The organism is Salipaludibacillus agaradhaerens (genome assembly GCF_002019735.1).
Lineage (GTDB): Bacteria > Bacillota > Bacilli > Bacillales > Salisediminibacteriaceae > Salipaludibacillus > Salipaludibacillus agaradhaerens.
Map to the genome: position 1 here is coordinate 2,595,585 of NZ_KV917378.1, position 26,511 is coordinate 2,622,095.

General features: G+C 41.6%; 23 protein-coding genes, 4 tRNA genes and 1 rRNA gene. 8 read left to right on the top strand and 20 right to left on the bottom strand.

Features of this window, described 5'->3' with window-relative positions; all coding sequences use genetic code 11:
* Nucleotides 1-133: 133 nt before the first annotated feature.
* The 7 genes from BK581_RS12065 to BK581_RS12090 form a co-directional block, all read right to left on the bottom strand.
* Nucleotides 134-208 (bottom strand) — tRNA-Gln (locus BK581_RS12065).
* Nucleotides 209-377: 169 nt separating this feature from the next.
* A tRNA-Glu gene (locus BK581_RS12070) sits at nucleotides 378-452 on the bottom strand.
* Between the two features lie 319 nt (nucleotides 453-771).
* Nucleotides 772-847: transfer RNA gene (locus tag BK581_RS12075), tRNA-Thr, on the bottom strand.
* A gap of 1 nt (nucleotide 848) precedes the next feature.
* Nucleotides 849-923, bottom strand: a tRNA-Asn gene (locus BK581_RS12080).
* Nucleotides 924-982: 59 nt separating this feature from the next.
* A complete protein-coding gene (locus tag BK581_RS19970) occupies nucleotides 983-1,180 on the bottom strand; it encodes a hypothetical protein (RefSeq protein WP_143709678.1) in 198 nt (65 codons plus the stop codon).
* A gap of 40 nt (nucleotides 1,181-1,220) precedes the next feature.
* Nucleotides 1,221-1,337: ribosomal RNA gene (gene rrf / locus BK581_RS12085) — 5S ribosomal RNA — on the bottom strand.
* A gap of 119 nt (nucleotides 1,338-1,456) precedes the next feature.
* The gene (locus BK581_RS12090) at nucleotides 1,457-1,672 is read right to left on the bottom strand and encodes a hypothetical protein (protein ID WP_078578415.1); all 216 of its coding nucleotides are present in this window, start codon (nucleotides 1,670-1,672) and stop codon (nucleotides 1,457-1,459) included.
* Between the two features lie 117 nt (nucleotides 1,673-1,789).
* Here BK581_RS12090 and pdaB point away from each other — a divergent pair, with 117 nt between their 5' ends.
* Nucleotides 1,790-2,551, top strand: coding sequence for a polysaccharide deacetylase family sporulation protein PdaB (gene pdaB / locus BK581_RS12095; RefSeq protein WP_078578416.1), 762 nt, complete (start codon nucleotides 1,790-1,792; stop codon nucleotides 2,549-2,551).
* Nucleotides 2,552-2,738: 187 nt separating this feature from the next.
* On the opposite strand, the gene BK581_RS12100 is transcribed toward pdaB, so the two are convergent.
* Nucleotides 2,739-3,368 (bottom strand): KinB-signaling pathway activation protein, encoded by a 630-nt coding sequence (locus BK581_RS12100; protein ID WP_169837697.1) that lies wholly within the window; start codon nucleotides 3,366-3,368, stop codon nucleotides 2,739-2,741.
* Between the two features lie 307 nt (nucleotides 3,369-3,675).
* On the opposite strand from BK581_RS12100, the gene gerD reads away from it, so the two are divergent.
* Nucleotides 3,676-4,296 (top strand): spore germination lipoprotein GerD, encoded by a 621-nt coding sequence (gene gerD / locus BK581_RS12105; RefSeq protein ID WP_078578417.1) that lies wholly within the window; start codon nucleotides 3,676-3,678, stop codon nucleotides 4,294-4,296.
* Nucleotides 4,297-4,384: 88 nt separating this feature from the next.
* On the opposite strand, the gene BK581_RS12110 is transcribed toward gerD, so the two are convergent.
* The 4 genes from BK581_RS12110 to BK581_RS12125 all read right to left on the bottom strand — a co-directional run bounded on the left by BK581_RS12110 (nucleotide 4,385) and on the right by BK581_RS12125 (nucleotide 8,902).
* Nucleotides 4,385-5,437, bottom strand: coding sequence for an Mrp/NBP35 family ATP-binding protein (locus BK581_RS12110; protein WP_078578418.1), 1,053 nt, complete (start codon nucleotides 5,435-5,437; stop codon nucleotides 4,385-4,387).
* 285 nt (nucleotides 5,438-5,722) lie between these two features.
* Nucleotides 5,723-6,436 carry an N-acetylmuramoyl-L-alanine amidase CwlD gene (gene cwlD / locus BK581_RS12115; protein ID WP_078578419.1) on the bottom strand — a complete coding sequence of 238 codons (714 nt, stop codon included), beginning with the start codon at nucleotides 6,434-6,436 and terminating at the stop codon, nucleotides 5,723-5,725.
* 74 nt (nucleotides 6,437-6,510) lie between these two features.
* On the bottom strand, nucleotides 6,511-6,954 hold the full coding sequence (locus BK581_RS12120) for a DUF2521 family protein (RefSeq protein ID WP_078578420.1): 444 nt from the start codon (nucleotides 6,952-6,954) through the stop codon (nucleotides 6,511-6,513).
* A gap of 1,417 nt (nucleotides 6,955-8,371) precedes the next feature.
* On the bottom strand, nucleotides 8,372-8,902 hold the full coding sequence (locus tag BK581_RS12125) for a hypothetical protein (protein WP_078578421.1): 531 nt from the start codon (nucleotides 8,900-8,902) through the stop codon (nucleotides 8,372-8,374).
* Between the two features lie 502 nt (nucleotides 8,903-9,404).
* Between BK581_RS12125 and BK581_RS12130 the strand changes: the two genes are divergently transcribed.
* Nucleotides 9,405-10,151: a glycerophosphodiester phosphodiesterase gene (locus BK581_RS12130; protein ID WP_078578422.1), complete on the top strand. Its 747-nt coding sequence runs from the start codon at nucleotides 9,405-9,407 to the stop codon at nucleotides 10,149-10,151.
* 16 nt (nucleotides 10,152-10,167) lie between these two features.
* Nucleotides 10,168-11,448, top strand: coding sequence for an MFS transporter (locus tag BK581_RS12135; RefSeq protein WP_078578423.1), 1,281 nt, complete (start codon nucleotides 10,168-10,170; stop codon nucleotides 11,446-11,448).
* Nucleotides 11,449-11,538: 90 nt separating this feature from the next.
* Here the strand turns inward: BK581_RS12135 and BK581_RS20155 are convergent, their stop codons facing one another.
* Nucleotides 11,539-11,700, bottom strand: a complete 162-nt coding sequence (locus BK581_RS20155; protein WP_169837699.1) for a hypothetical protein — start codon at nucleotides 11,698-11,700, stop codon at nucleotides 11,539-11,541.
* A gap of 136 nt (nucleotides 11,701-11,836) precedes the next feature.
* Here BK581_RS20155 and BK581_RS12140 point away from each other — a divergent pair, with 136 nt between their 5' ends.
* Complete coding sequence (locus BK581_RS12140; RefSeq protein WP_078578424.1) at nucleotides 11,837-12,751, top strand: SDR family oxidoreductase; 915 nt, start codon at nucleotides 11,837-11,839, stop codon at nucleotides 12,749-12,751.
* A 231-nt stretch (nucleotides 12,752-12,982) separates the two neighbouring features.
* Here the strand turns inward: BK581_RS12140 and BK581_RS12145 are convergent, their stop codons facing one another.
* Nucleotides 12,983-14,902, bottom strand: coding sequence for a beta-glucoside-specific PTS transporter subunit IIABC (locus tag BK581_RS12145; protein ID WP_078578425.1), 1,920 nt, complete (start codon nucleotides 14,900-14,902; stop codon nucleotides 12,983-12,985).
* A 364-nt stretch (nucleotides 14,903-15,266) separates the two neighbouring features.
* On the opposite strand from BK581_RS12145, the gene BK581_RS12150 reads away from it, so the two are divergent.
* From BK581_RS12150 to manA, 3 genes are all read left to right on the top strand, one after another.
* A complete protein-coding gene (locus tag BK581_RS12150) occupies nucleotides 15,267-17,195 on the top strand; it encodes a BglG family transcription antiterminator (RefSeq protein ID WP_078578426.1) in 1,929 nt (642 codons plus the stop codon).
* Nucleotides 17,196-17,550: 355 nt separating this feature from the next.
* A complete protein-coding gene (locus tag BK581_RS12155; RefSeq protein ID WP_078578427.1) occupies nucleotides 17,551-19,491 on the top strand; it encodes a PTS fructose transporter subunit IIABC in 1,941 nt (646 codons plus the stop codon).
* Between the two features lie 246 nt (nucleotides 19,492-19,737).
* Entirely contained in the window at nucleotides 19,738-20,697 is a 960-nt protein-coding gene (gene manA / locus BK581_RS12160) for a mannose-6-phosphate isomerase, class I (protein WP_078578428.1), read from the top strand.
* A gap of 207 nt (nucleotides 20,698-20,904) precedes the next feature.
* On the opposite strand, the gene BK581_RS12165 is transcribed toward manA, so the two are convergent.
* From BK581_RS12165 to BK581_RS12190, 6 genes are all read right to left on the bottom strand, one after another.
* The gene (locus tag BK581_RS12165) at nucleotides 20,905-21,117 is read right to left on the bottom strand and encodes a hypothetical protein (protein WP_078578429.1); all 213 of its coding nucleotides are present in this window, start codon (nucleotides 21,115-21,117) and stop codon (nucleotides 20,905-20,907) included.
* A 127-nt stretch (nucleotides 21,118-21,244) separates the two neighbouring features.
* Nucleotides 21,245-22,552 carry a chloride channel protein gene (locus BK581_RS12170; protein ID WP_078578430.1) on the bottom strand — a complete coding sequence of 436 codons (1,308 nt, stop codon included), beginning with the start codon at nucleotides 22,550-22,552 and terminating at the stop codon, nucleotides 21,245-21,247.
* Nucleotides 22,549-23,160: a DUF421 domain-containing protein gene (locus tag BK581_RS12175; RefSeq protein ID WP_078578431.1), complete on the bottom strand. Its 612-nt coding sequence runs from the start codon at nucleotides 23,158-23,160 to the stop codon at nucleotides 22,549-22,551. The genes BK581_RS12170 and BK581_RS12175 overlap by 4 nt, the downstream gene beginning before the upstream one ends.
* 413 nt (nucleotides 23,161-23,573) lie before the next feature.
* Nucleotides 23,574-24,875 (bottom strand): TRAP transporter large permease, encoded by a 1,302-nt coding sequence (locus BK581_RS12180; RefSeq protein WP_078578432.1) that lies wholly within the window; start codon nucleotides 24,873-24,875, stop codon nucleotides 23,574-23,576.
* Nucleotides 24,872-25,369, bottom strand: coding sequence for a TRAP transporter small permease (locus BK581_RS12185; RefSeq protein WP_078578433.1), 498 nt, complete (start codon nucleotides 25,367-25,369; stop codon nucleotides 24,872-24,874). Before BK581_RS12185 ends, BK581_RS12180 begins: the two co-directional genes overlap by 4 nt.
* Before the next feature lie 90 nt (nucleotides 25,370-25,459).
* Nucleotides 25,460-26,503 (bottom strand): TRAP transporter substrate-binding protein, encoded by a 1,044-nt coding sequence (locus BK581_RS12190; RefSeq protein WP_078578434.1) that lies wholly within the window; start codon nucleotides 26,501-26,503, stop codon nucleotides 25,460-25,462.
* Nucleotides 26,504-26,511 lie beyond the last annotated feature (8 nt).

The window sequence follows — 26,511 nt, forward strand, 5'->3', positions numbered from 1 at the left end:
TCTTAAAAAACTTTATAAAACGAACCTTCAATCAGTGGCAGAGACTTTAGCAGTCGTTATCTCTCGTCGAAAAGGTTTCTCTATATTTGAGCCGACAGTTTTACGGACGATTATCTGTTATAAAATAAAAAAATGGCAGGGCTAGCAGGATTCGAACCTGCGAATCACGGAATCAAAATCCGATGCCTTACCGCTTGGCTATAGCCCTATGTATGTCAAATGGTTGTTTACCCTCACACCAATAAATCCGTAATAGTTACTATCTCCCTCTTTCTAAAAATATATACGCCAATCATTAGAAGTAGGAGGAATGCTTATAGGTAGTCAACATAGAAAAACAAATTGTGCATTCACACAATTCGCTAATATAAAATAGTTGGTGACCCGTACGGGATTCGAACCCGTGTTACCGCCGTGAAAGGGCGGTGTCTTAACCACTTGACCAACGGGCCAAATCTCCTTTTTAATATGTTCCCTCATTTTTAAATGACGGGGGAACCTTTACCAAAAAAGATAATAACAAATATATTTAAGTTTGACAATACTTTTTATAAAAAAAGTATTATTCAGTCGTAATAAATCAAAATACGGCGTTTTTAACAGTCTTTTGTCACCTTGATACTCAATTAAATTACACCATTTCGGGATTAACAATAGAAGATGAAAGGAAAAATTTAGACAACAACAGGTTGCCACACATAGCCAGTTTTCTATTGACCATGCAAAAAAGGAATCCTTTATATCGGATCCCTTGTCATTACAAGCTTTATCTGGAGCTTCCTAGCGGGCTTGAACCGCTGACCTCATCCTTACCATGGATGCGCTCTACCAACTGAGCTAAGGAAGCATGGCTCCACAGGTAGGATTCGAACCTACGACCGATCGGTTAACAGCCGATTGCTCTACCACTGAGCTACTGTGGAATAATGTTTTATTGGTAATAAGCGGCGAATATCTTCGTCAGCTTCGCTCTCTCATTTCTTCACGTATGTCTAATACGCTCAGTCACTCTTTCCCTTGCTTCCTCGATCTTCTTGCTTCTTCCCAATAAAATAATATTGGCATAACTGGCGAATCTTCGACGCACAGGACGTGCTAGTGCAGGCGTTGTCACACGACGTGACGTTCTTAGCCTGTATTCCTTTAAAACAAGCAGCGGAATCACAAATAATTTACTCAAAATCCCCTGAAATATGTAGCCTACACCCTTTAAGGGTTGAGCTTAGCGACGTCCTACTTTCACAGGGGGAGAGCCCCCAACTATCATCGGCGCTGGAGAGCTTAACTGCCGTGTTCGGCATGGGAACGGGTGTGACCTCTCCGCGATTGTCACTAAACTCCGTCTCCACAAAGTATAACTTTGTGAGACAGTAGCTATCATACTATTTTTTTTCATCCATTTCAAGTAGTTGTCCAAAAAAATATCCAATAAGATAACTTTTAAAGTAATCTCACTTCAAGTACTTGGATGGCGCAAGTACTTAAGGACTTCCTTAGGTGGTGCCAACCTTTTATAAAGCTTATATATAACCGTATATCTCGCTTCCATCGCTTGGCGAATTTGCCCGTCAAGCCGCTCATCCATGAGGTCAAGTAAAAGCTCTTCTAGCTCCCTTTTTAACATATACTCAAATTCTTCCGCTTCTTGCTCTTTCAACATAAATCCAATCACGAACAGCCCCCCTTTTCGTCGTCTTAAAAATTATTTTCCTGTTTCACTATTTTTATTCATAATTGCCTGTCCTGCGAATACATATGTGATAAAGACGGACAAGGGGGCACAAAACGCATGAATTTCATTTGGATATGGCGCGCTAAATCATTAAAGCGATTTATGATTATAAGTATTGCAGCCTTTTTTACAGCAGGAATTTTATACGTTGAATCACCTCTTCTACCGGTATTTTCTACGGGGGATAAACCTGTAGCCATACATCGCGTAGAAGCTGAGCGACCAGATTTGGCACTGACGTTTGATATTAGCTGGGGAGAAGAACAATTAGAACCAATTTTAGCTGTCTTAAAAGAGGAAAAAGTTGAAGAGGCCACTTTTTTCGTCTCTGGCGCTTGGGCTGAGAGACATCCAGACCTTCTAGAAAAAATTGATGAAGCTGGTTACGAAATTGGCAGTCACGGTTACCGTCACGAGCACTATACATTATGGGAAGAAGAAGATGTCAAAAAAGATATTCAAAGAGCCCATAATGCCATATCAGAATTAACCGAAGAACAACCTAAGTATCTACGTCCACCAAACGGAAGCTTTGATGACAGGATTTTAGAAGTAGCCGAGGACCTTAATTATGATGTCATACATTGGAGCATTCATACACACGATTGGGAAAACCCTGGTGTGGATACAATCGTAGCCAATGCCACAACGAACGTAGAGAATGGAGATATTATTCTTTTCCATGCCTCAGATTCCGCTAAACAGACCGTAGAGGCACTCCCGATCGTTCTAGAAAAACTTAAGAAAGATGGTTTCTCATTCGTCTCTATCTCTCATTTATTATCAGGGGCTTCAGTGGATGCTAAAGAAATTGATTAGCCCACACATTTTACTCCCCTCTTCAAACGATAAATCTTCAATCAGTGGGCGTTTTGGTAGATGAATCAAGACTTTAGCTCCCGCCTAAATAGAGTTGTCTCCACTCGCTATTTTTGAGACGGGAGCTTTACGTAGGTTACCTATGATAAACAAAAGTCCGCCCCCTATTTAGGATGGCGGCTTTTTGTTATCGTTCATTTTTTATATCTTCCACACTCGGCTGCTTCCCATTTGGCTGACGATGTAAGCGGTGGAGTACAAGGATTTGCCATGTGTTAGCCACAAGCAATGGTACAATGGCATTTATCATGAAGGTCACGTCATTTTCCCTTAGGGCTGGAATCCATTCGATCGTCGTCACTACGACGATGAAAAAGACCGTCGGAACAAATGCTGTCCGCTCTGTTTCTTTCCTCTTTACATAGGCTACAATGAGACCGTATGCAAGAAGCATTAATGGCATTACCGCATACCCACGCATGGACTCCCCTTCAGCCGCAAAAAAGTAATGTCTGAAAAACATTAAATCAAATAAGGCAAAAACAATGAGAACAATTTGTACCTTATTCCAAAGGCTAACCGATTTGAAAATACCTAAGCCGAACCGATGGATGGTTAAATAAGCAAAAAAGCCCATCTGTGCAATCACGGTCCAAATAGCCGCTGTAATAGCCACCATGACGACACCGCCAAAACTTAAGTTAGCCATATCACTTATATGGGTTTGCCAATCAAGTAATAACCCAATTATAAAACCTGCGGAAGTCCCCATAATAAAGGTTGAGTTAAATAAAAATACCACTTTTCTTGAATTCACGTCCGTTCTCCTCCAATCACACCCTATATTGTATCAAAGTTTGGACGTAATACCCAGCTTTTTCAACACGCTTCCGTTTGTTTTCAGTATCGTTAATTTTTCCTTTTTGCCCCTTTTTAAATCACCACATTTCCAACATTATTTTAACTATTAGTGACAAACGCAAATACCTGCGTTATAAGAGTAGCCGAATAAATAGCTTAAAACATATTTCCAAACTCTCTAATGAGAGGGACAATCCACCTGCATAAAAATCAAAGTATTTTCCCATATTAACACTAGTGATGACCATAAAGGAGGGATCAATATGCGATGTTATTCTGCCATGATTTTCTTTATAATATTATCTTCTCTTTTCGCCTCGGCTTGCACGGTAACAGACGATCAAGGGCAACAAGCGGATTATGAAGCGACGAAGCAAATGGTCGTGGATGTGTTGCAAACAGAAGAAGGAAAAAAAGCGGTTCAAGAAGTGGTACAAGATGAAGAAATACAGGAACAGCTTATCATGGAGCAGGACTTTATAAAAGAAACGATTCAAACGACTTTGGCATCTGAAGAAGGACAGGAGTATTGGCAAGAGGTGATGAAGGACCCTGAGTTTGCGAAAACATTCGCAGAAAGTATGCAGGAGGAGAATGAGAACTTATTAAAGGGATTGATGAAAGACCCTGAGTATCAGTCCATGATGCTTGACATCATGAAAGATCCTGAGATGGAACAAAATTATGTGGAACTAATGGAAACGAAGGATTATCGTGAACAAGTGAGAGCTATTGTCATGGAAGCGATGGAAAGTCCGTTATTTGTTGCTCGTCTCAATGAGTTGTTACAACAGATGGCGAAAGAAGAACTCAAAAGTGGGGAAGCACCTGATAATGGTGGCGGTGAAGGAGAAGAAGGCGCTCAAGGTGATGGTGGTTCGTAACCGATAGAACCTTCACATACGTGCCTATATTGCTCACTTAAAATGAAAGCCTGTTCTGACAAAAGGTCAAAACAGGCTTTTTTGCTCGTCAGGATTCAATCTTTTTAATGACGTTATCCGCCATTTTCATGTAAATCTTTCCTATAGGATGAGATTCATCGTATACAGATGGGGCGAAATCATTTTCATCGATGTCAGGCTGACCTAACGGAATATGAGCTAAAACTTCCGTTTGTAGTTCTTCGGCAAGTTTCGGTCCGCCTCCTTTACCAAAGACGTATTCCTTCTCCCCTGTAAGCTTGCTTTCAAAATAAGCCATGTTTTCTACAACACCTAGAATATCATGCTCCGTTTTAATCGCCATCGCACCAGCACGAGCAGCTACAAATGCAGCGGTTGCATGGGGTGTCGTGACAATGACTTCCTTTGAATGAGGGAGCATGGAATGAATATCAAGTGCTACATCCCCTGTTCCTGGCGGTAAATCAAGAATGAGATAGTCAAGGTCTTGCTCCCATTCCACTTCATTAAAGAAGTTATTAAGCATTTTTCCGAGCATAGGCCCGCGCCAAATGATTGGAGAGTTATCTTCCACGAAGAAGCCCATAGAAATGACTTGCACACCGAAACGTTCAACTGGGTAAATACGCTGTCCCACTACTTTCGGTCGTTCTTCAATGCCCATCATATCTGGAATACTAAACCCGTATATATCGGCGTCAATAATCCCGACCTTCTTGCCTTTCCGCGCTAACGATGTGGCTAAGTTAACTGACACTGTGGATTTTCCCACACCGCCTTTTCCGCTCGTCACAGCAATGAATGTCGTATGCTTGCTATCTAACAATGAGGTGCTGTTACTCTCTTCCGTTTCAGCGCCATGTTTGGCAAGCTCCTCGTCAGACAGTTGCTCGAATCGCAAACCGACAGACTCGGCCCCGGCAGTTTTCACGGCGTTCACCACTTCTTGCTGTAGCTGCATCTGTTCAGCGGTTCCTGGCTGCGCCACCGCCAACTTGAGGCTCACAAGCTCCTTTTTAATTTTAATTTCTTTCACAGCTCCGATTTCAAGCAAACCTTTATTCAAATGTGGGTCTTTCACAGGCTCTAACGCTTTAAGCACTTGCTCTTCTGTTAACATGAAGACACCATCCTTTATTCATTATGTATGCACTCCCACTACGTCGCTATTATAACATATATGTACACCGACTATGGTGATACATCGCACACTCCTTTTGTTTTAACTCAGATGAAAGACCCTTACATCTAAGAAAAGGCGATGCGTCATTGAAATCCTCTACAAGACACGTTTACATTATCATATACGCTTGAGCACCGATTCATGCCTCTGGACCACTAGTACAGAGAATGAAAAATGGCCCTCATCCAAGTAAGAGTGAGGGCCATTTTTATTTATCCAGTCTTAAGGTTCGGGAAAGGGCTCATTATTGGCATATCGTAAAATCCCATGATAAATAGAAGCGGCCACCTTTTTTTGATACGCATCAGTACTAAGAAGTTCTGCTTCTTCTGGATTAGATAAAAATCCTACTTCCACGAGAGCACCTGGAATGGCTGCTTGTTGAATGAGATACACATTGTGAATGGGCTTCGGTAAGCGGGTCGTATTTTCTAAATTACGAATCAGCTCAAGTTGAACATGTTTAGCTAACGCTTCGTTCCCTTCAATAGCACGGTTATAAAACGTTTGAGCGCCCGACCAACGTGACTCCCCAATGGCATTTAAATGTAGGCTAATGAATAAATCAGCATCTGATTGGTTTATAAGGCGAACTCGCTCTTTCAAATCCTCCACCTTACGAGAGCGAACACGTTTGGTATCAGGTGAAGCCAAGTCTTTATCTTCTTCACGTGTCATGAGGACGAGGGCGCCGGCTTCCTGCAAATAATCACGCAAATATAAACTAATAGCTAAACTCACATCTTTTTCTAAAAGGCCGGATTTAGCACTCGCTCCGCCATCAATTCCGCCATGCCCAGGATCTAAAATAATGTATTGCCCGGAGAGGGGCAATCCATAACCTGATGAATCTTCCGTCGTTATTAATAAAGGTGTTATTGCCAGTACAGTGGCAATGACAAGCGTTAACGTCAGTATTCCCCACCATTTTTTCATTCATTGTCCCCTCCCTGCCTGTACTATATATATGGGACAACTAAGAAAATATGTGTGGTTTACGACAGTTAATATTAATGTAGCTTCAATTGATGTCGTTTCCGTCCTTCATCAAAGCCTTGGCGCCACCACTCATATATAAAACCAGTGGCCACTTCTTTATATACCGCGGTTTGTGCATCATCTAATTTAAGCCATGCTACAAACTGAGCAACTGTTTGGTCAATTTGCATGTTTATCTCCCCCGCACAACGACGCATGACCGTAAATTCAGGTTCCCCGTAGTAACCAAAACGGGCAAACTCAGCTCCCAAGAGGAAAGCATCAATACCCACATCCAAGCAAAAATCCTGGAGGTACAATTGCGAAACAGTTTCCTCCATCTCATGTGCGAAAAACCGACGTTGGACATCTTTTTTCATGTCATTTATCGATAACGTCCGGAGCATGCTTCGTTGATATTTCCATTGCTTTTCCTTCCGCTTTTCTCCTAACGTAAAAATCACATTCATCCCCATTGCTACTCCCCTTTTTTCTCTCTTTTCGTACCCTTAGTGTCCATTGAAATGCTTATTTCATAACGGCAAATATCTGGTATAACAGGGAGCGCAAGAGGTGTATTATGTAAAATACTTTACTAAAGCTATGCCACGTAATAGCATTCTCACAGTTGGGAAAAATGAATGTAAGCAGTCAATGCTCATTACCAAATACAACGTAGGTTCTTCTATTCGCCAGTCCATAGTAGTGGGGTCATTGTGTCCATCCTTCTTTGGTGCAACAATTCTAATGATTGGATTCATATCGGTTTCATTTCATGTCCCTATAAAGGTTCTAGTTGACCGCTTTGTAAAACGAGTAATTTCATACCTGTCTTGCTCACAAAAGGGGCTCAAGCCTTAACTTTCGTTGAACAGTTTAAAAACGACAACATCACGTAAAATCCTAGGTTCCTGCATATTACTTTTTAGGTTAAACAACCGGGTTATCGTGATACGTGTTAGATCTATCCAGGCAACATCTAGCTAGTATAACATTCCCGCTGATGGACACATTATAATAAAAAAAGCGAGGTACTTACTGTAGGACTTTATAATGAACCTTTAATCAGTGGTATTTTCGTTTTTCTCTCACTGATTGGTAGTTTTTAGTGATCGTTAGCTTACGCCTAAATAGATTTTTTCCTCTCTATTTTGTCACGGGCGGTTACGGACGGTTATTTGTGATAAAAAAGAACCTTCCTTAGTTCTAAGAAGATTCCTGTCTTATCTGTTCGAGATGACGCTTTTTTGTAAAGGGGAGTATGATACCCACTAATATGGGGACAAAAGGGAAACGCTCATCAGTCAAACTAAAATAGACGAACAAATTGATTGGAATGACACACCCGTATAAGAAGATAAATAACAATATATAAAAACGTCTCCAGCGCCTCTCTCTTTTAGACATCTTATCACCTCAATGGTTATCAACTTTCATAATGGTTATTTTAGTTAGACATAGTTGCCATGGACTAATTTATCTAGGCAATCTTCTCAATGGAGCGTTTTACGGACGATTGTTATCTATGTTAAAGATCAAGACACTCGTGTTGCATAAATAAATTTGTCTTAATGATTGTCTCTTATCGATTAGGGGCTCAGGTTAAGAACTTGATCTGAGAAATAGACGGAAAAAATACTCTTAAATAGTTATTAGCAATGAAAATAGCTTAAATAGACGGAGAAATTCCGCTTATTAACTCGAAAAATCTGAAAATAACTCGTTTTGCTCTGCATAAGCGGAAAAATTCCTTCTATATACCCAAAAATGAGCTCTCTCCTGCATTTAACCGAAACATATCCGCTTATTTTACTCGCACTAATGACGCAATTATTAACAAAGCTTCTTCTTTAAAGGTAAAGAGGTGAATAGGTTTATAAAATAATGACATTTTTATGCCATGCTAGTGAGATCAAGGGTATCCGTTAAAGTGGTGTAGTGTGTTCTCAGACCATCAGCCTCGTTACGAATGGCATCACTACGAAAGACAACGAGCAATGAGTCACTGTCAGGTTCTTCAACCTCATAGTCAAATCCAACTGTCAGTGTTTCCCCTGGCGCTATTTGCGTGAAATCACCCTCCCCTTTATGAAGGCTGATCCCTTGAACTTGTTCATCATCTGCATGCTGATCAGCATCTGACCGATTAATAGTCTCAGTATAAGAAGCATTATCTTCTGATAAATGAGTCTCTTTCGTCATCTCATCGACAAAGATATGATTCGTTTCTAATGTCCAGTCGCTTCCATTAGTGATTTCAACCTCAATATAATAGCTATGATCTGTTTGTTGGTCGCTAGAGATAATGTGAAACTGGACGTCTTCGTTTTTGACGGTTTGGGATGATTTTGTGTTTAAGACAAATAAAGCAGTCACTATGAGAGTACTGATCACAAATAAGAAAGTGCCTAGTGTACGTTTCACTTTCTCTCCTCCTCGTAACCCATTCTATTTCGCTGAAGACACGAAACCATTTTCTCATTTGGCCATTTATGTTGCAACACATAGATAAAGAACCTAACAAACCGTTAGCAAGGATCTAGACATAATTTGAACGACTTTGTATTACAACCAGTTCACCCATCTGTATAAGCAAACCTCTCCCGAGGGCAAGTCTTCAGGGGTAAAGGATGCGACAAACCTTATCCTAATATCATTCGAAAATTAGATCTCGCTTCGGGAGCCTGTTAAGGTAACTATTTTTTTACCTAGTGTTTGTTTATTAACTGTTTCGTGTTGTAACTTTTGTAGTTGGGAAAATTTATTGTAGTTAGTTTCTATATCTGCATTTATATCCACTTCTCTTTTGAATGCCATTAAGTTTGTATCGTTTATGTAAAGATTTCCTCATGATAAAGGAGTTTTTCTGTTAGCAACAGAATAGTTCCTTTGAACATAGATTTTTATTGAAGGAGTTGGTCACGTCATGACACAACAGACATTAATTTTCGCTCATCGTGGGGCATCTGGTACTTACCCGGAGAATACGATGGACGCTTATAAAGCTGCCGCTGAAGCGGGAGCTGATGGATTGGAAGTGGATGTACAATTGTCGAAAGACGGTGTCCCTGTCCTGATCCATGATGAAACCGTTAATCGGACGACAAATGGAGAAGGCTGGGTGAAAGATCTGACTTATGAAGAATTACAGACAATGGATGCTGGCAGCTGGTTTCATGACGATTTTTCCCATGCGACCATACCATCATTAGAAGAGTTACTCATCTGGTTAAGGGGACAGTCGTTACAATTAAATATTGAATTAAAAACGGGAATCGTTGACTATCCTGGGATAGAGAAGGCCGTCATTGAACTTATAAAGCATTACGATCTGATAGACCGTGTTATTTTGTCATCGTTTAATCATTATAGCCTCGTAACTGTTAGACAACTGCACCCAACTATCGAAACGGCCATTTTGTTTATGGAAGGCCTATATGAGCCATGGAATTATGCTAAAACAGTAGGTGCTCAATCACTACACTGCTCGTTACCGGTGGCAGTCCCTAAACTACTCATGGCAGCCGCAGAAGCTGACACACCTGTCAGACCTTTTACAGTCAATGAGCCCTCACATATGAAAGCTCTTTTTCAAGCTAAGTGTGCTGCTATTATGACTGATTGGCCTGAACAAGCCCTGCAAGTACGACAGGAAATAACGAAAACATCATGAAGGGTGGTGCGTTTGAATGGGGACAAATCGTATATCCTATGGCAAGATCGCTGTCATCGGATGTGGCTTTTTTGCTTTAACCCTTATTTGGACGTTTTACAATGCCTATATGCCTCTTATTCTCGGTGACTTTATTGAAAGCCGGGCAATTCGAGGTGGGATCATGGGGCTTGATAACGTTCTTGCCGTCTTGCTGATCCCAATCATTGGAGCGTGGTCTGATCGTGTCAAAACACCGCTTGGCAATAGACTTCCGTTCCTCATCGTTGGGATGCCATTAGCCGCCTTGTTTTTTATGCTTATTCCTTACAGCGCCAAGTCAACGTTATGGCTTTTGTTGGTGGTGGATATTCTCTTTCTACTGGCTATGACCATTTATCGAGCACCGGTGATTGCGCTCATGCCTGACCATACACCCCCACAAAAACGCTCCTCCGCCAACGGTATCATTAACGTTATGGGCGGTATAGGTGCGATTATCGCTTTATTCGGATTATCACAACTTTATCGGCTGAATAGCGCTTATCCTTTCCTTGTAGCAGGTGGGTTATTACTTCTCTCATTCATGCTGCTGTATCTGATTGTGGATCGTAAACCACCTTATGCAGAAACGTCTTCTGATGATATGGCAGGGATGAAAAAAGACGGTTCCTATATCCACGGACTTAAAACACTTTTCGTTCCTTCCTTTAGAGGTGAGCTGTTTATTCTACTTGCTATCTTTTTTTATTTCATCGGGTACGCTGGCGTGGAAGCGCAATTCACCGTTTATGCAGTGGAATATTTAGGTATGGCGGAAAGTACGGCTGGGGTAACACTTGGCTTTTTCAGCTTGTCATTTGTGTTATTCGCTATTCCTGCCGGTTTAATTGGAAACAAATGGGGCAAGACACCTGCCATGCTTATTGGGCTAGTCGGTTTACCGCTTATCTTTATATGTATTCCTCTTATTCCATTTATCACTAGCATATGGCCAATGGCGGATACCGTTCTTTTACAAATTCTCCTGCTTACCGGCGGGTTGTTCTGGGCCTTTATCAATGTTCAAGCTTATCCTCTCGTAGCTGACTTAGGTGGGACGAAAAAAATCGGCTATTTTACAGGACTCTATTATCTATTTTCCATGGCTTCTTCCATCGTGGCTCCCGGTTTTTTAGGACTTCTCATGGATATCTTTTCACACCCGGCTCTGTTCTATGGTGCCGCTGTCAGCTTTATTATCGCGTTTGGCTTCCTTAAAGCAGGCAGTTACCTTACTCGTTCAGGCTCCAGATACGTCTCCTCCCAAGCAAAATAAGACCGCCCAGAATTGGGCGGTCAACCAACGTTAGAGGGTCCAATATAGCAAAATCATCCCCCTCCTACACCTCATAAAATGTAGTTCCCTTTAGAATAATGGATAATTCTCTTCCACTCGGACATTCGTGTAAAACGGTGGCCGTGGGCCGATTTTCGGCATGGCCCATGTGTATGGGTTGTGGTTATAAAGCATTTGCACCGTTTCATCGGAATCGTTTACTAGTAGCAGCCACTCTTCTTGTTGGGTCATTCATCATTCCTCCTCTCACACTTATCGTTAGCCTATGCATACATGCGTAAGATGAGCACGTATCACAATTGGACATTCACACAATTTTCTTCAATACATAGAGTGATAATGATATTTAACTAGGAGGCCAGTGATTATGACAAAAGAACGTGATTACCCACTTTATCCAAACTACGGGAAGGTGACGCGATATGAAGATATTCCGATCAATGTCCCTGAACAAAGACAACTGAGACAGCCTGGTTACGAAAAGCTAATGGATCCACCGCCCATTATTGAAAGGCCAGATAATAAGGGAAGTGGCAAGCTAACAGGCAAAACCGCTCTCATTACCGGCGGAGACAGCGGAATCGGAGCCGCTGTTGCGATTGCGTTTGCAAAAGAGGGGGCAAATATCGCTATCTCGTATTTAGATGAACACGAAGACGCTCAACGCACGAAAGATCGTGTGGAAACAATCGGCCAGCAATGTCTTCTGATGCCCGGCGACTTAAGGGAAAAAGAACAGAACCTCGCCATTGTAGCCGAAACCGTTCAAACATTTGCTGACCTTCACATCCTTGTTAATCATGTAGGAATTCAATTTCAACAGCCAAGCTTACTCGATATTACTGACGAACAGTTTGATGACACATTTAAGGTGAACATCTACTCGCACTTTTACACGACTCGGGCTGCCCTTCCTCATATGCCTGTTGGCAGTTCGATTATTAACACCGCTTCTGTTGTGGCTTTTGCTGGTGAACCACAAATGATTGATTACACGGCTACTAAGGCTGCCAACGTTGGTTTCACTCGGGCACTGGCCAACAATGTGGTTGATAAGGGGATTCGTGTCAACGCTGTCGCTCCTGGGCGTACATGGACACCGTTGATTCCTGCCAGCTTTTCTTCGGATGAGGTCGCTATTTTTGGTTCGTTTAATCCGATGGAGCGCATGGCCCAACCGTTCGAGCTAGCCCCAACATACGTCTATCTCGCCTCGGATGATTCTCGTTTCGTCACCGGTCAAACCCTTCATGTGAACGGCGGTGAATGGACGTCTTCATAAGTAAAAGCTGAGACAAATGGGCCACTTCATATGGTATTTTTGGAAGCGTCATAGTCTTGTAGGTACCACACCTACGACCATTCTCGTTGAGGTTCTCATGGAAAATCTTATCCCTCTAGCAATGAAAGGTTAATTTAAAGTTATTTTGCAATCAAAACATTTGACTAAAAAACAGCCTGCCGCTAGACCTCACATTAAGCGACAGGCTATTTCGTTATGGTTTAACTTCATTTACCTCACGACAGTCATTAAATGATCGCCATGTTTGACCGATTTGGCTTCAGTTAGTGACAATTTAGCGTCACCTAAGTTCGTCACGACAATTGGGGTTACTGTCGTGTAACCAGCGCCTTTAATTTGAGCAATATCAAACGTGGTCAAGAGCTGGCCTTGCTCTATACGTTCACCTTGTTTAACATGAGAGGTGAAGAATTTGCCCTCTAATTGGACGGTATCCATCCCAATATGGATCAGTAATTCTACCCCATTGTCCGTCGTCATGCCTATTGCATGTTTAGTTGGAAAAAGTGTCGTGATTGTACCGTTAGCAGGAGCATAGAGTTTCCCATCTTGCGGCTCCACCGCCACCCCTTGACCTACCTCACCTGATGAGAAGGCCTCATCCGCCACATCACATAGAGCAAGTACCGTTCCTTGAAGCGGACTCACAATGTTTTCATCAGTTTTTGGCACATTTTTTTCATCGTCTGTGCCATCAGGGTTAATCGGTTCCCCTTCTTCAAGTGGGGTCAGCTCTTTGTTAACGCCACCGAATAAGTACGTTAGTACAAAGCCTAAGATAAACGCCACGACGATGGCGACCATAACGGCCCAGAAAGCCGTCGTCATACCCTCATCTGGATCGATAAAGGTTGGAATTCCGAAGATACCAAGTCCACCAATCATATATATCCGAGATCCGAATAAGCCGATAATGGCACCACCGATAGCCGCCGCGATTAAACTTATGATAAATGGTCGTTTTTTCGGTAACGTTATCCCGTAGATCGCCGGCTCTGTCACCCCAAAAATACCTGAGATAAACGCTGGTATACTCAGTGATTTTAACTTTTGATTTGTTGTCTTTAACCACACCCCAAGAACTGCCCCAATTTGAGCAAAAGAAGCAGCAAACGTCATGGCTAATACCGGATCTGATCCCATCGTGGTGATATTATTAATGACGACAGGTACGAGCCCCCAGTGAAGTCCAAATATAACGAGAACTTGCCAACCTCCACCAATAAGAACCCCTGCAATGATTGGACTTAAGTCGTAAACTAAAACGGTTATTTGACCAATGATTTGACTGGCCCATGTGGCAATCGGACCAATGACAATAAATGTGACAGGAACGACCACAAGGAGCGTGAAGAAAGGTACTAAAAATGTTTTGACAACATCAGGAATGACTTTTCTAAATCCTCTTTCCACTTTCGATGAAAAATACGTGGCAAGGATAATCGGTATAACGGAGGAGGCGTAATTCATTAATATAACCGGTATACCTAAGAAAGTAACATGAACAGGCGATTCAAAAAGTGTCCCTGTAAACAATGTGTATAACGGTTCCGTCTCCATTAAGGGACCGATCGTTGGATACACGAGCGATGCCCCAATAGCAATACCGATAAACGGGGCGCCGCCAAACTTTTTACTCGCAGTATAACCTAAAAATATCGGAAAGAAATAAAAGAGGGAATCCCCTACAATAGCAAGTATTTGATAGGTTCCCATCGAAGGATCTAACCAACCAATTTCATTAAATAGGGCGTTAAACCCTTTAATCATCCCTGTTGCAGCAAGCACTCCTAAAATTGGGGTGAAAATACTGGCAATGATGTCGATGAAACGATTAAATAAATTTGTATCCTGATTATCATCTTGATCACTCGCCTGTCCTGCAAACCCGCCGATCTCTACGACTGCTTTATACACATCAGGGACATGGTTACCGATGACAACTTGGTATTGACCACCACTTTTCATGACAGTCACGATACCATCCATATTTTTCAATTCTTCTGTTTGGGCTTTTCCTTCATCTTTTAATTTAAACCGAAGTCTCGTAATACAATGAACGACACTCGTAACATTTTCTTTTCCACCTACCTTATCAATAATATCCCTTGCTAATTGTTCATATTTCATAGCCATATCTCCCTACTTTCATCAATTGTCATAACCCAAAATAAAGCAAGCACTCTCTGTCTATTTAAAGTGCTCACTTCCAGTTTTGTTTATTCCTCACATCATGCTCCTATGGAAATGACTCTCTTACTTATTCGACTATTTAAATACGCAAAAACCGTCAACATTTCAACGTTGACGGTCTCCTGTTTCAAGCGTGATACAATACGTCGTTCAAGATACATCTCGTGGTAGCTCTCCTGAGTAAAGTGGCTTTATAACGACGTTAAAACAACTCTTCCAAAAAGGGCTACGCTCATAGCCAATTGATTAAACATACAAGACGAGGTACACTTTTTATATCACGTATTAAGTAGGTGCAGGGATGAATCATCGACAAAATGAACTACTTAAGCTTTTACTTATGAAAGAACAAAAAACGATCCAAATTAAAGAGTTGGCTAAACAAGTGGGATGTGCGGAAAAAACAGTACGTAATGATCTGGATCGCTTGGCGTCCTACTTACAAGAACACTTCAAGGCTTCTCTCATCCGTAAGCCCGGTCTCGGTATTGATATCCAAATTAGTCAAAACGAACGACTGAAGCTGTTAAACACCCTCTTATTAAACGAACCGAAAAAGCAAGACGAACGCGTGTTGGAAATGACGTATGACGTATTAACGAGCGAAAAAGCGAAAACTTTACAGGAGTGGGCCGACCGCTACTACGTGTCAAAGGCAGTCATTAAATCTGATTTAATTACCATCACGAGCTGGCTTCAAAAGTTTCATTTAAATCTCGTGTCCAAACAACGCCTAGGCCATGTAGTCGAAGGGACGGAATTACATAAGCGAAACGCCTTAGCCCGTTTACCCGAGCTCATTCCAAATGCCTCACAATCGAACGTCATATTGGATTTATTTATGCCTTATGAAATCACGCTTGTCAGAAAAGCACTAGAGGACATGCAGAGTTCCTCCTCCCTTCGTTTCGCCGATGGTGTGCTTGAAAATTTAGAAGTACACACGCTTATCATGATTAAGCGAATACGCCAGCAAGCGACAGTATTTGTTCAAGAATCTGAAAAGTCAGCGGTTTATCAGTATAAAGAATACGGCTATGCACAAGCGTTTTTCCGTCAGCTCGAATCAGCGTTTCGCCTCAGATTTCCAGAGGAAGAGCTTGTTTACTTTACGTGGCATTTAATTAGCAGTAAACGCCTTGATGACGATTTGGCAAACAGCCTCCACTTCAATGATGACGTGTCAAACACAGTACTAGCTCTTATTACAAAAATGTCACAACTAACGCTCACACAGTTTGAAGATGATGAGATTCTTGCTAATGGACTTGCTTTGCATATGCACTCTGTCATAAACCGGATTAAATTCGGCTTTCCAATCACGAACCCGCTACTCCAACAAATTAAACAGATGTATCCGTACATGTTTAATATGGTGATTTTAACATTTGAAGAGCTTAAAACGACACATGAACTAGATATTCCCGAACATGAAGCGGCCTACATCGTCCTTCATTTCCAAGCGGCTATCGAGCGAATGGCTGGGAAACGTGATGCTAAAAAAAGGGTCCTCATCGTCTGTCATATGGGTGTTGGCATGTCACATTTACTAGAAGCAAAGCTTGCGCAGAGTTATGACGGAATTGACGTAGTAGCGTGTGTCGGACAAGCAGATATGCCGGAGTATCTCAAACAACACGATGTGGATTTTATTATCTCCACGGTCCCTATCGATATCCCATTGGTAGATCACATCGTTATTTCACCGCTATTTAATCAGCAGGATAAACAGGCATTGAATCAGTTCATAGAGCAGCTCAATAAAGCACCTGAAGATGTCGCAGGTCACCATGTGATCATTCGCTCTACTGCTGAAGACCTTGTCTTTTTTAACGTGACTAAGGACCATCGATACCAAGTGGTCGAAATGCTTGCTACTGCCTTATTTAATAAAGGCTATGTTCAGCGTGACTTTATTCATAATGCCGTTAACCGTGAGCGAAAATCAGCCACAGGTGTTGGCGGTGGCATTGCCATCCCCCATGGTGACCCGGCATTCATCCGTACGTCTGCCCTGGCGATAGCCATTATTAAAAAGCCAATGGCGTGGGGAAACGAAGACGTCTCACTCGTATTCATGCTCGCCTTGGCAAAAGAAAACCAGCAGACACACCGAGCCATCATCGCTAACATCGCCTCACTCAGTGAAGCGCCTTTAGTCGTTCATAAACTGACAGCGGCCAACGATTTTGACATGTTTACATCCATATTAGAAGAACACTCGTCATAACTGTGGGCGTCTCTCCCACTGAGAGGTAGTTACGCGAATCAGAACACTAGCGTCCATTATCTCTCACCTCACTAGATTTATCTCTGCTCTCTATTTTGTTGCGGGCGTTTTACGGACGGTTATCTGTCATAAATGATTCTTCGGCTAACATCTTAGTCCACTGCTGCCACTTACGTCATAGTGCGCTCATTACCAACACCGTCCCTATGTTTTACAGGAAAAAGAGATTGTAAGCGCTAATAAATTCATTTTTACTGTCACTTCCGGTAAAAACAAAAAATTTAAAACCTGTGTTCCTCCATTAAGATATAAGTAAGCGATAACATAACTAGTTTTAATAGAGGAGGAAATAGCGATGGGAAAAATATTGGCTGTTACGGCTTGTCCAGTTGGTATTGCACATACGTATATGGCGTCTGAAAACTTGCAAAAAGCAGGGGAAGCTCTAGGCGTCGATATTAAAGTTGAGACGCAAGGTTCCATTGGGGTGGAGAACGCGTTAACGGATCAGGAAATTGCTGAGGCAGACGGGATCATTATAGCCGCAGATAAAGAGGTGTCAAAGGAACGGTTCGTTGGTAAAAAAGTGATTGTCACAGGAGTTCAGGAAGGGATTCGGCAACCAGAAAAACTCATTAAGCGGATTCAAAATGGCGATGCCCCTGTGTATAAAGCAGAATTGGCCACTTCCCAAGCGTCAGGAGAAAAGCAGCGCAAGGAAAATCCGATTTACCGTCACTTAATGAATGGCGTCTCGTACATGGTCCCTTTCATCGTCGTCGGTGGTTTGTTAATTGCACTGGCCTTGACGCTTGGCGGAGAACAAACACCAGGTGGCCTCGTCATTCCAGAAGATTCGATATGGAAACAAGTTGAAAGTCTTGGTGCTACATCCTTTATGTTTATGATTCCTATTTTAGCCGGGTTTATTGCTGTGAGTATCGCAGATCGCCCTGGACTTGTTCCAGGAATGATCGGCGGTTATATTGCCGCAACTGGGGACTTTTATGGAAGTGAAGCAGGAGCTGGTTTTATCGGGGGGATCCTCGCAGGCTTTTTAGCAGGATACGTCGCGTTAGCCATTAAAAAGATAAAAGTGCCAAAGTCTGTTCAACCTGTTATGCCAATTATTTTTATTCCAATCATTTCAAGTGTCATTATCGGTTTATTATTCATTTATGTGATCGGTGCTCCGGTTGCCCAAGTGTTTGAATCATTGACATTATGGCTCGCCAGCATGCAAGGCGGTAGTTCGATCGTGTTAGCACTTATTCTTGGTGCCATGATTGCGGTGGATATGGGTGGTCCATTTAATAAAGTGGCTTTTCTATTCGGCGCAGCGATGATTGCTGAAGGTAATTATAGTATTATGGGACCGATTGCCGTGGCAATTTGTATTCCACCGCTCGGTTTAGGTCTCGCTACATTTATTAACAAGCGAAAATTCAGTGCCACAGAGCGAGAAGCTGGTAAAGCCTCGTTTACGATGGGATTCTTCGGGATTACTGAAGGAGCCATCCCGTTCGCCGCTCAAGACCCGTTACGTGTTATTCCGAGCATTGTGACCGGTTCCATGGTGGGCTCTGTGATTGCGATGATGGCTAATGTTGGTGACAGGGTGGCGCACGGAGGTCCGATTGTTGCGGTATTAGGAGCCGTAGACAATGTCTTGATGTTCTTTGTTGCCGCGATTATCGGGGTTCTTGTGACGGCGTTTATGGTAACTGCATTGAAAAAAGATGTGGATGCTTTACCTCAAACAACAAGTGCAAGTCTGAATGGCACAAAGCAGACGCAGGCCCCGACTAAAAGCAAAGTGACTCCGTCTCATTCACAGGTGCAAAAACTGACGGACATTACGAATTTACAGTTGATTGATAGTGATTTAATAGGTAGTACACGGGATGAAGTGATCACGTCATTAATTAATAAATTAGATGAAGCCGATGTTCTCTCATCAGCTGACGATTTTCAAAAGGCAATCCTTCGCCGCGAAGAACAAAGCTCCACAGGGCTTGGCATGAATATCGCCATCCCTCACGGAAAATCCGCTGCTGTGAAACGACCTGCTATCGCTTTCGGTATTAACCGTACCGGTGTTAATTGGCAAAGTCCTGATGGCAGTGAAGCAAAATTAATTTTTATGATTGCCGTTCCTGAAGAAGCAGCAGGCGATGAACACTTAAAAATTTTACAAATGCTGTCCCGCAAGCTCATGGACGAGCAATTTAGAGAACAGCTTCTTGCAGTCACTTCAGCAGAAGAAGCTTATGACTTGCTCGATACCATTCACTAACCAATCGTTAGGGGGTCCTTTACAAGTCCCATTAGCCAGCTTAAGAGAGCCTTTTGCTCCCTTTAAGATGAACCTTCAATCAGTGGGAGGGTTCTTCCCTCTCACACTGATTGGTAGTTGAGTCAATCAGGACATTACCGTCCGTTAGCTACTGCCTAAATACATTGAGCTCTACCCCTTATTTTGAGCAGGGAGCTTTACGGACAGTTATCTATGAAAAATTCTTTAGTATGGAGGTTTTACAAGATGTATACGACTGAACCACTATTTTTACAACCGGTCTTTCAAGAAAGAATTTGGGGAGGCTCAAAGTTAAAAGATGAATTTGATTATGACATTCCTTCGTCACAAACAGGAGAAGCTTGGGTCGTTTCGGCTCACCCCCATGGGCCGAGCGTTATTAAAAATGGCCCTCTTGCCGGGAAAACGTTAGCTGACGCCTGGAAAGATCATGGCAATTTATTTAATAAAAAAGCTGATAATGATGAAGCCTACCCCCTCCTCGTTAAAATACTTGATGCAGCAGATGATCTATCAGTTCAAGTTCACCCTAATGATTCATTTGCACGAGATGTAGAAGGCGTACCTTATGGCAAAACTGAATGTTGGTATGTGCTGAGTGCTGAAGAAGGAGCAGAGCTTGTGCTAGGCCATCAAGCTCAGTCAAAAGAGCAATTAGCAAACATGATGGATGATGGGGAGTGGGATAACTTATTACGCCGCGTTAACGTAAAAGCCGGCGATTTCGTGTATGTTCCAAGCGGTACGATCCATGCTATTGGTAAAGGGATCGTCATTCTTGAAACACAACAGAGTTCCGATATTACCTATCGCGTGTACGATTACGATCGGAAGGATGCATCTGGTCAAAGACGGGAGTTGCATTTGGAGCGAGCGAAAGATGTGACAACTGCGCCACACGCAGCTGCAGATGTTGTTCAAACAGAAACTATTCATGGGGGATTAACAGAGAAAAGACTTGTGCAAGAACACTATTTTACGGTTTACCACTGGCAGTTAGCCGGTGAAGCACAACGTCGGTTAGAACAAGATTATTTGCAAGTGAGCGTCATTGAAGGCACTGCTCAGTTATCAATCGGCTCCAATACGTTTACCATTGCCAAAGGCAGCCATTTCGTCATACCAGCTGGCGTCCGAGAATACCACCTTTCAGGTAATGCAGAAATGATTGTCTCTCACCCTTAAAATAAGGTGTCCCCACAGTGATATTCGTGGGGGCGCCTTTCTTTTGAATACGGAGTAACCTAGTAAATTGGTTACAGCGAAAAACTGCACCTCCAATTTGTTAAATGTGATCAACAATGGGGGTAGTTCAGTTAGTAAAGCGATTTCCACGTCTTCTAAGTGTGGCTATACTTAAAATCTTGTGACCAACACCACGACAATGACGGTTTATTGGTGGTTATGCTCCTGCTCTCGTGGAGGCTTTGCTTCCCGCTGTTTTTTTGAAATGATTGAATTTAATAACGTCCCTACCACTACCGCTCCAAAGATGACCAATAGAATGTCTAAACCTGTTTGAACAGGACCACCAAACGGGTACTCTCTCGTCGTTAAATGGCCAACGGCTAAAATGATAAATAAGATAACCATACCGATTTTCACAATAATCCTCCTCCTCTTCAGCTCGTTATAACTGCCATTACCGTTATGAGGCGGATTCAAACGTTTTACTTTCTGACTAGTTTCAAACATTTAATCTAATAAATAGCTTTGAGCTCCCCTCAGTCATTTATAAGCGCAGCTTTTTATTCCGTTTTTTCTGCTCGGCTTTTTTAATCGTCTCCCCAGGAGCGATTTCAAATAAGCGACTTTTTGGTTCATAAATTTTTTGGGAAGGCCAGAGGCCATGATGTCCAGAGAAAATGAAACTCGTTAAACAAATCACAAAAAAATAATCAATCCCTTTAGCATCAAACATTTCTACCGCTAGCAAAAATGCTGCAATTGGCGTATTAGCCCCTCCACAAAAAGTTGCAATGAGCCCAACACCCGCAAGGAAGGAGAGAGGAAAATCAACAAATTGATAGAGGGTATTCCCTAAAGTAGCACCGATAAAAAACAGCGGGATAGCTTCACCACCTACAAAACCTGTTCCTAGTGTCACCGCAGTAAAAATAAGTTTGGCAAGGAACGCAAAAGAAGGGACGTCCTGTTTAAACGATTGTTCAAGCATATCTAAACCACGGCCGTTATAGTCATAAGACCCAACAAGTATGGTGAGCAAAACGATGATTATGCCACCCACCAACGCCCGTATCATATGATTTTTCTTCGTTAGCTTCTCAGAAAAAGTGTGGATGCCGTGTCTAAGTTGGCAGTAAAACACACTGACAAGGCTAAAAAGAATGGCTAATAATATCACTTTGACAAAGGCGCCAATAGAGTGTTCTGGAACAGCCTGAATAATAAATGTTTCGTGCGTTACTCCCCACACGTTTTCAGTCACAAAATGACCGATAAAACTAGCTGTCATACACGGTATAAGCGCTTCATATTTCATCCTTCCTAAAGCGATCATCTCCATACCAAACACTGCTCCAGTAATCGGTGTCCCGAAAGCAGCTCCGAAGCCTGCACTTATACCACTCATCAGCAAAATTTTTGTATCAATTTTCGGTACTTTGAAATAGGTGTTAACTGTCTGGGCCACACTTCCCCCCATTTGGATCGCTGCCCCTTCCCTTCCTGTGGAACCGCCGAACAATACAGTCAAAAATGTGCCAAAATAAACGAGGGGACCAAGCCTTTTCAACATAGGATGACGCCCATGCACCGCTTCAATAACAAGATTATTTCCTTTATATAATTCATTGCCACTCTTTGTACCAAGCACTATGTACATAAAGCCAAGGACAAAACCGGCTAAAGGCAGACAATAAATAAGCCACGAATTTTGCTCTCTCACTTCACCAAGCCAATCATTTGTTGTTAACAAAAATGCGGTTGTAGAACCAATGATTAAACCGATAAGCCCACCTAAAAACAGCCACTTTAATAAAGTTGCAATGAATGTTTTATTCAGGAACACGCCTCTCATTTCAAATGGTCCTCCGGTTGTTTTTTATGCTTATTCGTCACGACCTCTGAAAACAAATGGCTTGAGGCAGGCTTATTTTTCTTTGGAAGATCGTGATCTACCTGAGGCAACGCTACACGAAGGGCATCTATAAGCTGTTGAATATCTTCTTTTGTTGCCGGTTCCTTTTCAGGCTTAAACATATAGCCTAATTGCCCATTAGATTCGATGGTCGCCCATTGAACATCATGGATATTTTTAATGCCTTGCTGTCTCAATCGCACTTCAAGCATATCTACAGTCAACCTTAATTTTTTTAAATTTTGTTCAACAATACGCCCATTTTCTATGACAATTATTGCTTTACTATAGAAAAAACTCTCGAGCGTATCATTTTTCATCACTAAATATTCAATAAATAGAAGGGTAAGGACTAGCAACAACGTAATGATTAATGTGATCCAAATATTTCGATCGCCAACAGGCTGAATAATTAACGACCCAACCGCAATCATTAACACAGTTTGTGCCACCGTTAATTGCGAAATGGACTTTCTTCCAGCAAGTCTCAAAATAAGCACGCCGCCGAATACAATGACGACTGCTTTCCATATGAAATGTAAGTCCATATTGAGCCCCCTATCTCCAAAATACATTATTTTATTTTTTACGATAATGGATGATTTATGTAAAAATGATTGAGATAGGAAAAGACAGCTAGTCGAAAACGAATAAGACCATCACTAAAACTGGACGAAATTCTCGTATTCTTCCTTCATTAGAAAAGAATTTAAAAGCTTCTTATTCCTCTTACATATCTGATATAGAGACTAATGATGCTCCGTAAACTTTCATGGATAATCCCTGTCCTGAAGCTTAGTTTCCCTCTAGTTTCATTTATTACAATCAAACTCTCATAGCCGCTATTTTGCGATCATTGTTATTTTGTAACGTTACCTCATTTATATTTAGAGGCTCTGAACAAGAAAATCCCCCTATGGTAATAGCTAGGGGGAATTCGTGTGTTAAAATTAGTTTTTTATCAGTTTATCAGCAAATTCGGCAAGAATGTCACAATTCCAGGAAATATAATAATCAGTAGAATAGCCACGAGATAAATAAATACAAAGATAAGAATATGCCTCATCATTTTTAATACATTCGTGCCGGCGACCTTCGCTGCAAGAAGACTTGATAATCCATAGGGAGGTGTGACAGTTCCTAAACGAATGGCCATTACGGTAACGATTCCTGCTACCACAGGATCAATTTGAAGACCTTGCATAACTGGCAACAGCAGCGGCACAAAGATAAGCATCGCCGAATTGGGTTCCATAAATGTGCCTAAAAAAACATATAGCATGGTCAGCATTAATAAAAATAACAGCGGGCTAAAATTATTTTCCAATAAGAAATCAATCAATGGCTGCATCGCTTGGTAGTAAGTTAAAACCCAAGATAACAGTGCAGCTGCCGCAATTAAAATATAAATTGTTGCTGAATCTATAACGGCTTTCCGCGTTACCGCCATGTATTCTCTAACATTTCGTTGTTTGCGAATAAAGAATGCGACGATAAAGACATAGATAACGGCAATACTAGCTGCCTCAGTTGCTGTAAAAACGCCAGACATAATCCCAACAATGACAATTAAAAATAAACTTAATGGGAAAATCCCCTTCTTTAAGGCAACAATTTTTGATAGTTTTTCATCTTCTGCTAAGCCAATTTCTTTATTATCTATGGCCCCAACATCATTTTTAGCCGCATAAAGATACGCATAAATCATCTGAGTAATTCCAATTAAAATACCAGGCACAATCCCTGCAATAAATAATGCAGCGACTGACGTTTGAGCTAGTGCGCCATAAACAATGAGTAATATACTCGGCGGGATGATCGAGCCAATTGTCGATGAAGCGGCAGTAACTGTTGCTGCAAATTCCCTACTATACCCCGCCTTTATCATGGCAGGAATGAGAATTCGTCCTAATGACGCAACATCAGCAACCGATGACCCCGATATCGCACCAAAAAAAATACTTGTTATAATATTCATATGCGCTAGACTTCCTTTGAACTTGCCTACTAATGCTTTTGAAATATATATTAAGTCATCCGTCACTTTCGTTAAGTTCATTAAAGCTCCAGCAAAAATAAATAAAGGAATTGCTAGCAAGGTAAAGCTTGAGAATGATTCAATCATAATGGAACTCACTTGTGTTAAACTGACAAGTGGCTCTAGCAAAATAGGAACTGATGAGGCAATGATAATACTGAAGGCAACGGGTACGCCTAATAGTAAACAAACAAAAAAGATAGCAATAATGGAAAGCAGTATCACTGTTTCTTCACCCCTTTTCTACTAAACACATTTTTAAACTGTTCGAGGTGAAAATACGACATGAACAGCGAACCAACTAAAAAGGCTGAATAATAGTAAATAAGGGATGGAGGAGATGATAGAAACCGGATAGAAACCAATTCACTTCGTGACAAACCAGAATTAAACGCAGCCACCCCTATGAAAATTAAAATACTGATAGCAAAGAGAACTAACACATAGACAATCATATTTTTTATACGTACGTGACTATCACTCATATAATCTGATAAGATGTCAATCTCTAAATGTAGTTTTTCTTTTACAGCAATAGCAGACCCCATAAAAACAAGCCACATAATAGAAAATTTACGGACTACTTCAATTTCAGGAATAGAATAAGAAAATACATATCGGGCAATAACACCTATAAAAAGGGATAGAGCTAACGTTATTAGCATCGCAATGCTTATGGCACTAGCCACTTTGCTTATCAACTCTTTTAGCTTCTTCATTCTTAATCACACCCCCATATTCAAAGAAGACAGGGAAGGTATAGCGGCTCCATCAACAAGTTTTGGAGCCGTTCCTTCCTAGCAAAAAATTTAGTTAAAAATATCTTCTACAATATCAAGAACATCGTGTTCTTCTGCTATCTCTTCCATTTGAAGTCGTGATTTTTCAATGAATTCTTCACGGTCTGGGTCAGTAAATGTAACACCAAATTCGTCAATTAATACGTCCATACTTTCGTCTGCCTGTTCAAATGCTTTCGCAATGTATTCTGGTTGTATAATGTCAGCTGCCTGCTGGATTGCTTCTTTATGCTCATCACTCAAGGACTCATAGCGGTCATTATTCATGACAATAAACCCTAATGTGAGGTTGTGCTGGGTACGTGCTACATACTCTCCAACTTCCCCGAAGCGTTGCTCAATCATAGCGTCTAGACTGTTTTGCGAGCCTTCAGCAACGCCAGTTTGAAGAGCCGAATACACTTCATTAAAGTCAATTGTCGTTGGATTTGCTCCTAAATTTCTCCACCATTCCATTTCCGCAGAACTGCCTCCACTTCTCATAGCTCGTCCTTCCAAATCAGATGCAGTTTCAATAGGAAATGTACTAATAATATTTCGTTCTAGACCACCTGCAAACATGACATTTTTCAGGCCTGGACTTTCTATAAGTAGATCTTCAAAATAGGAAAGCTTTCCATCACTATTCACGATTGTTTCATAATGTTCTTGATCTTCAAAAAGGTAATTTGTACTTAAAATATCAAAGACGGGATTGTGCTCAGCAAACCATCCTGTATCAGAATAAATCATGTCAATATCTCCGGAGATAACAGATTGGTAAAGGCTAGAAGCATTGCCCACCGTTCCCCCGGTATGGACAGTAAACGTAATTTGCCCATCACTTTGGTTTTCAATCTCTTCTGTAAACGCTACCAAAGTTTCCGCCAACAAAGAATCACTTGGATTAATTGTAGCTGCTACTAATTCAATACTCTCTCCACTGTTAGTTTCATTCTGACTATTGCTGTTATTGCTATTTGTTCCATTCGCATTACCGCACGCTGTCAACACAAGTATCAATGCAACCGCACTAGAGACACCAACCAACTTTTTCAGGGAATTCATTTTCATTTTTCATT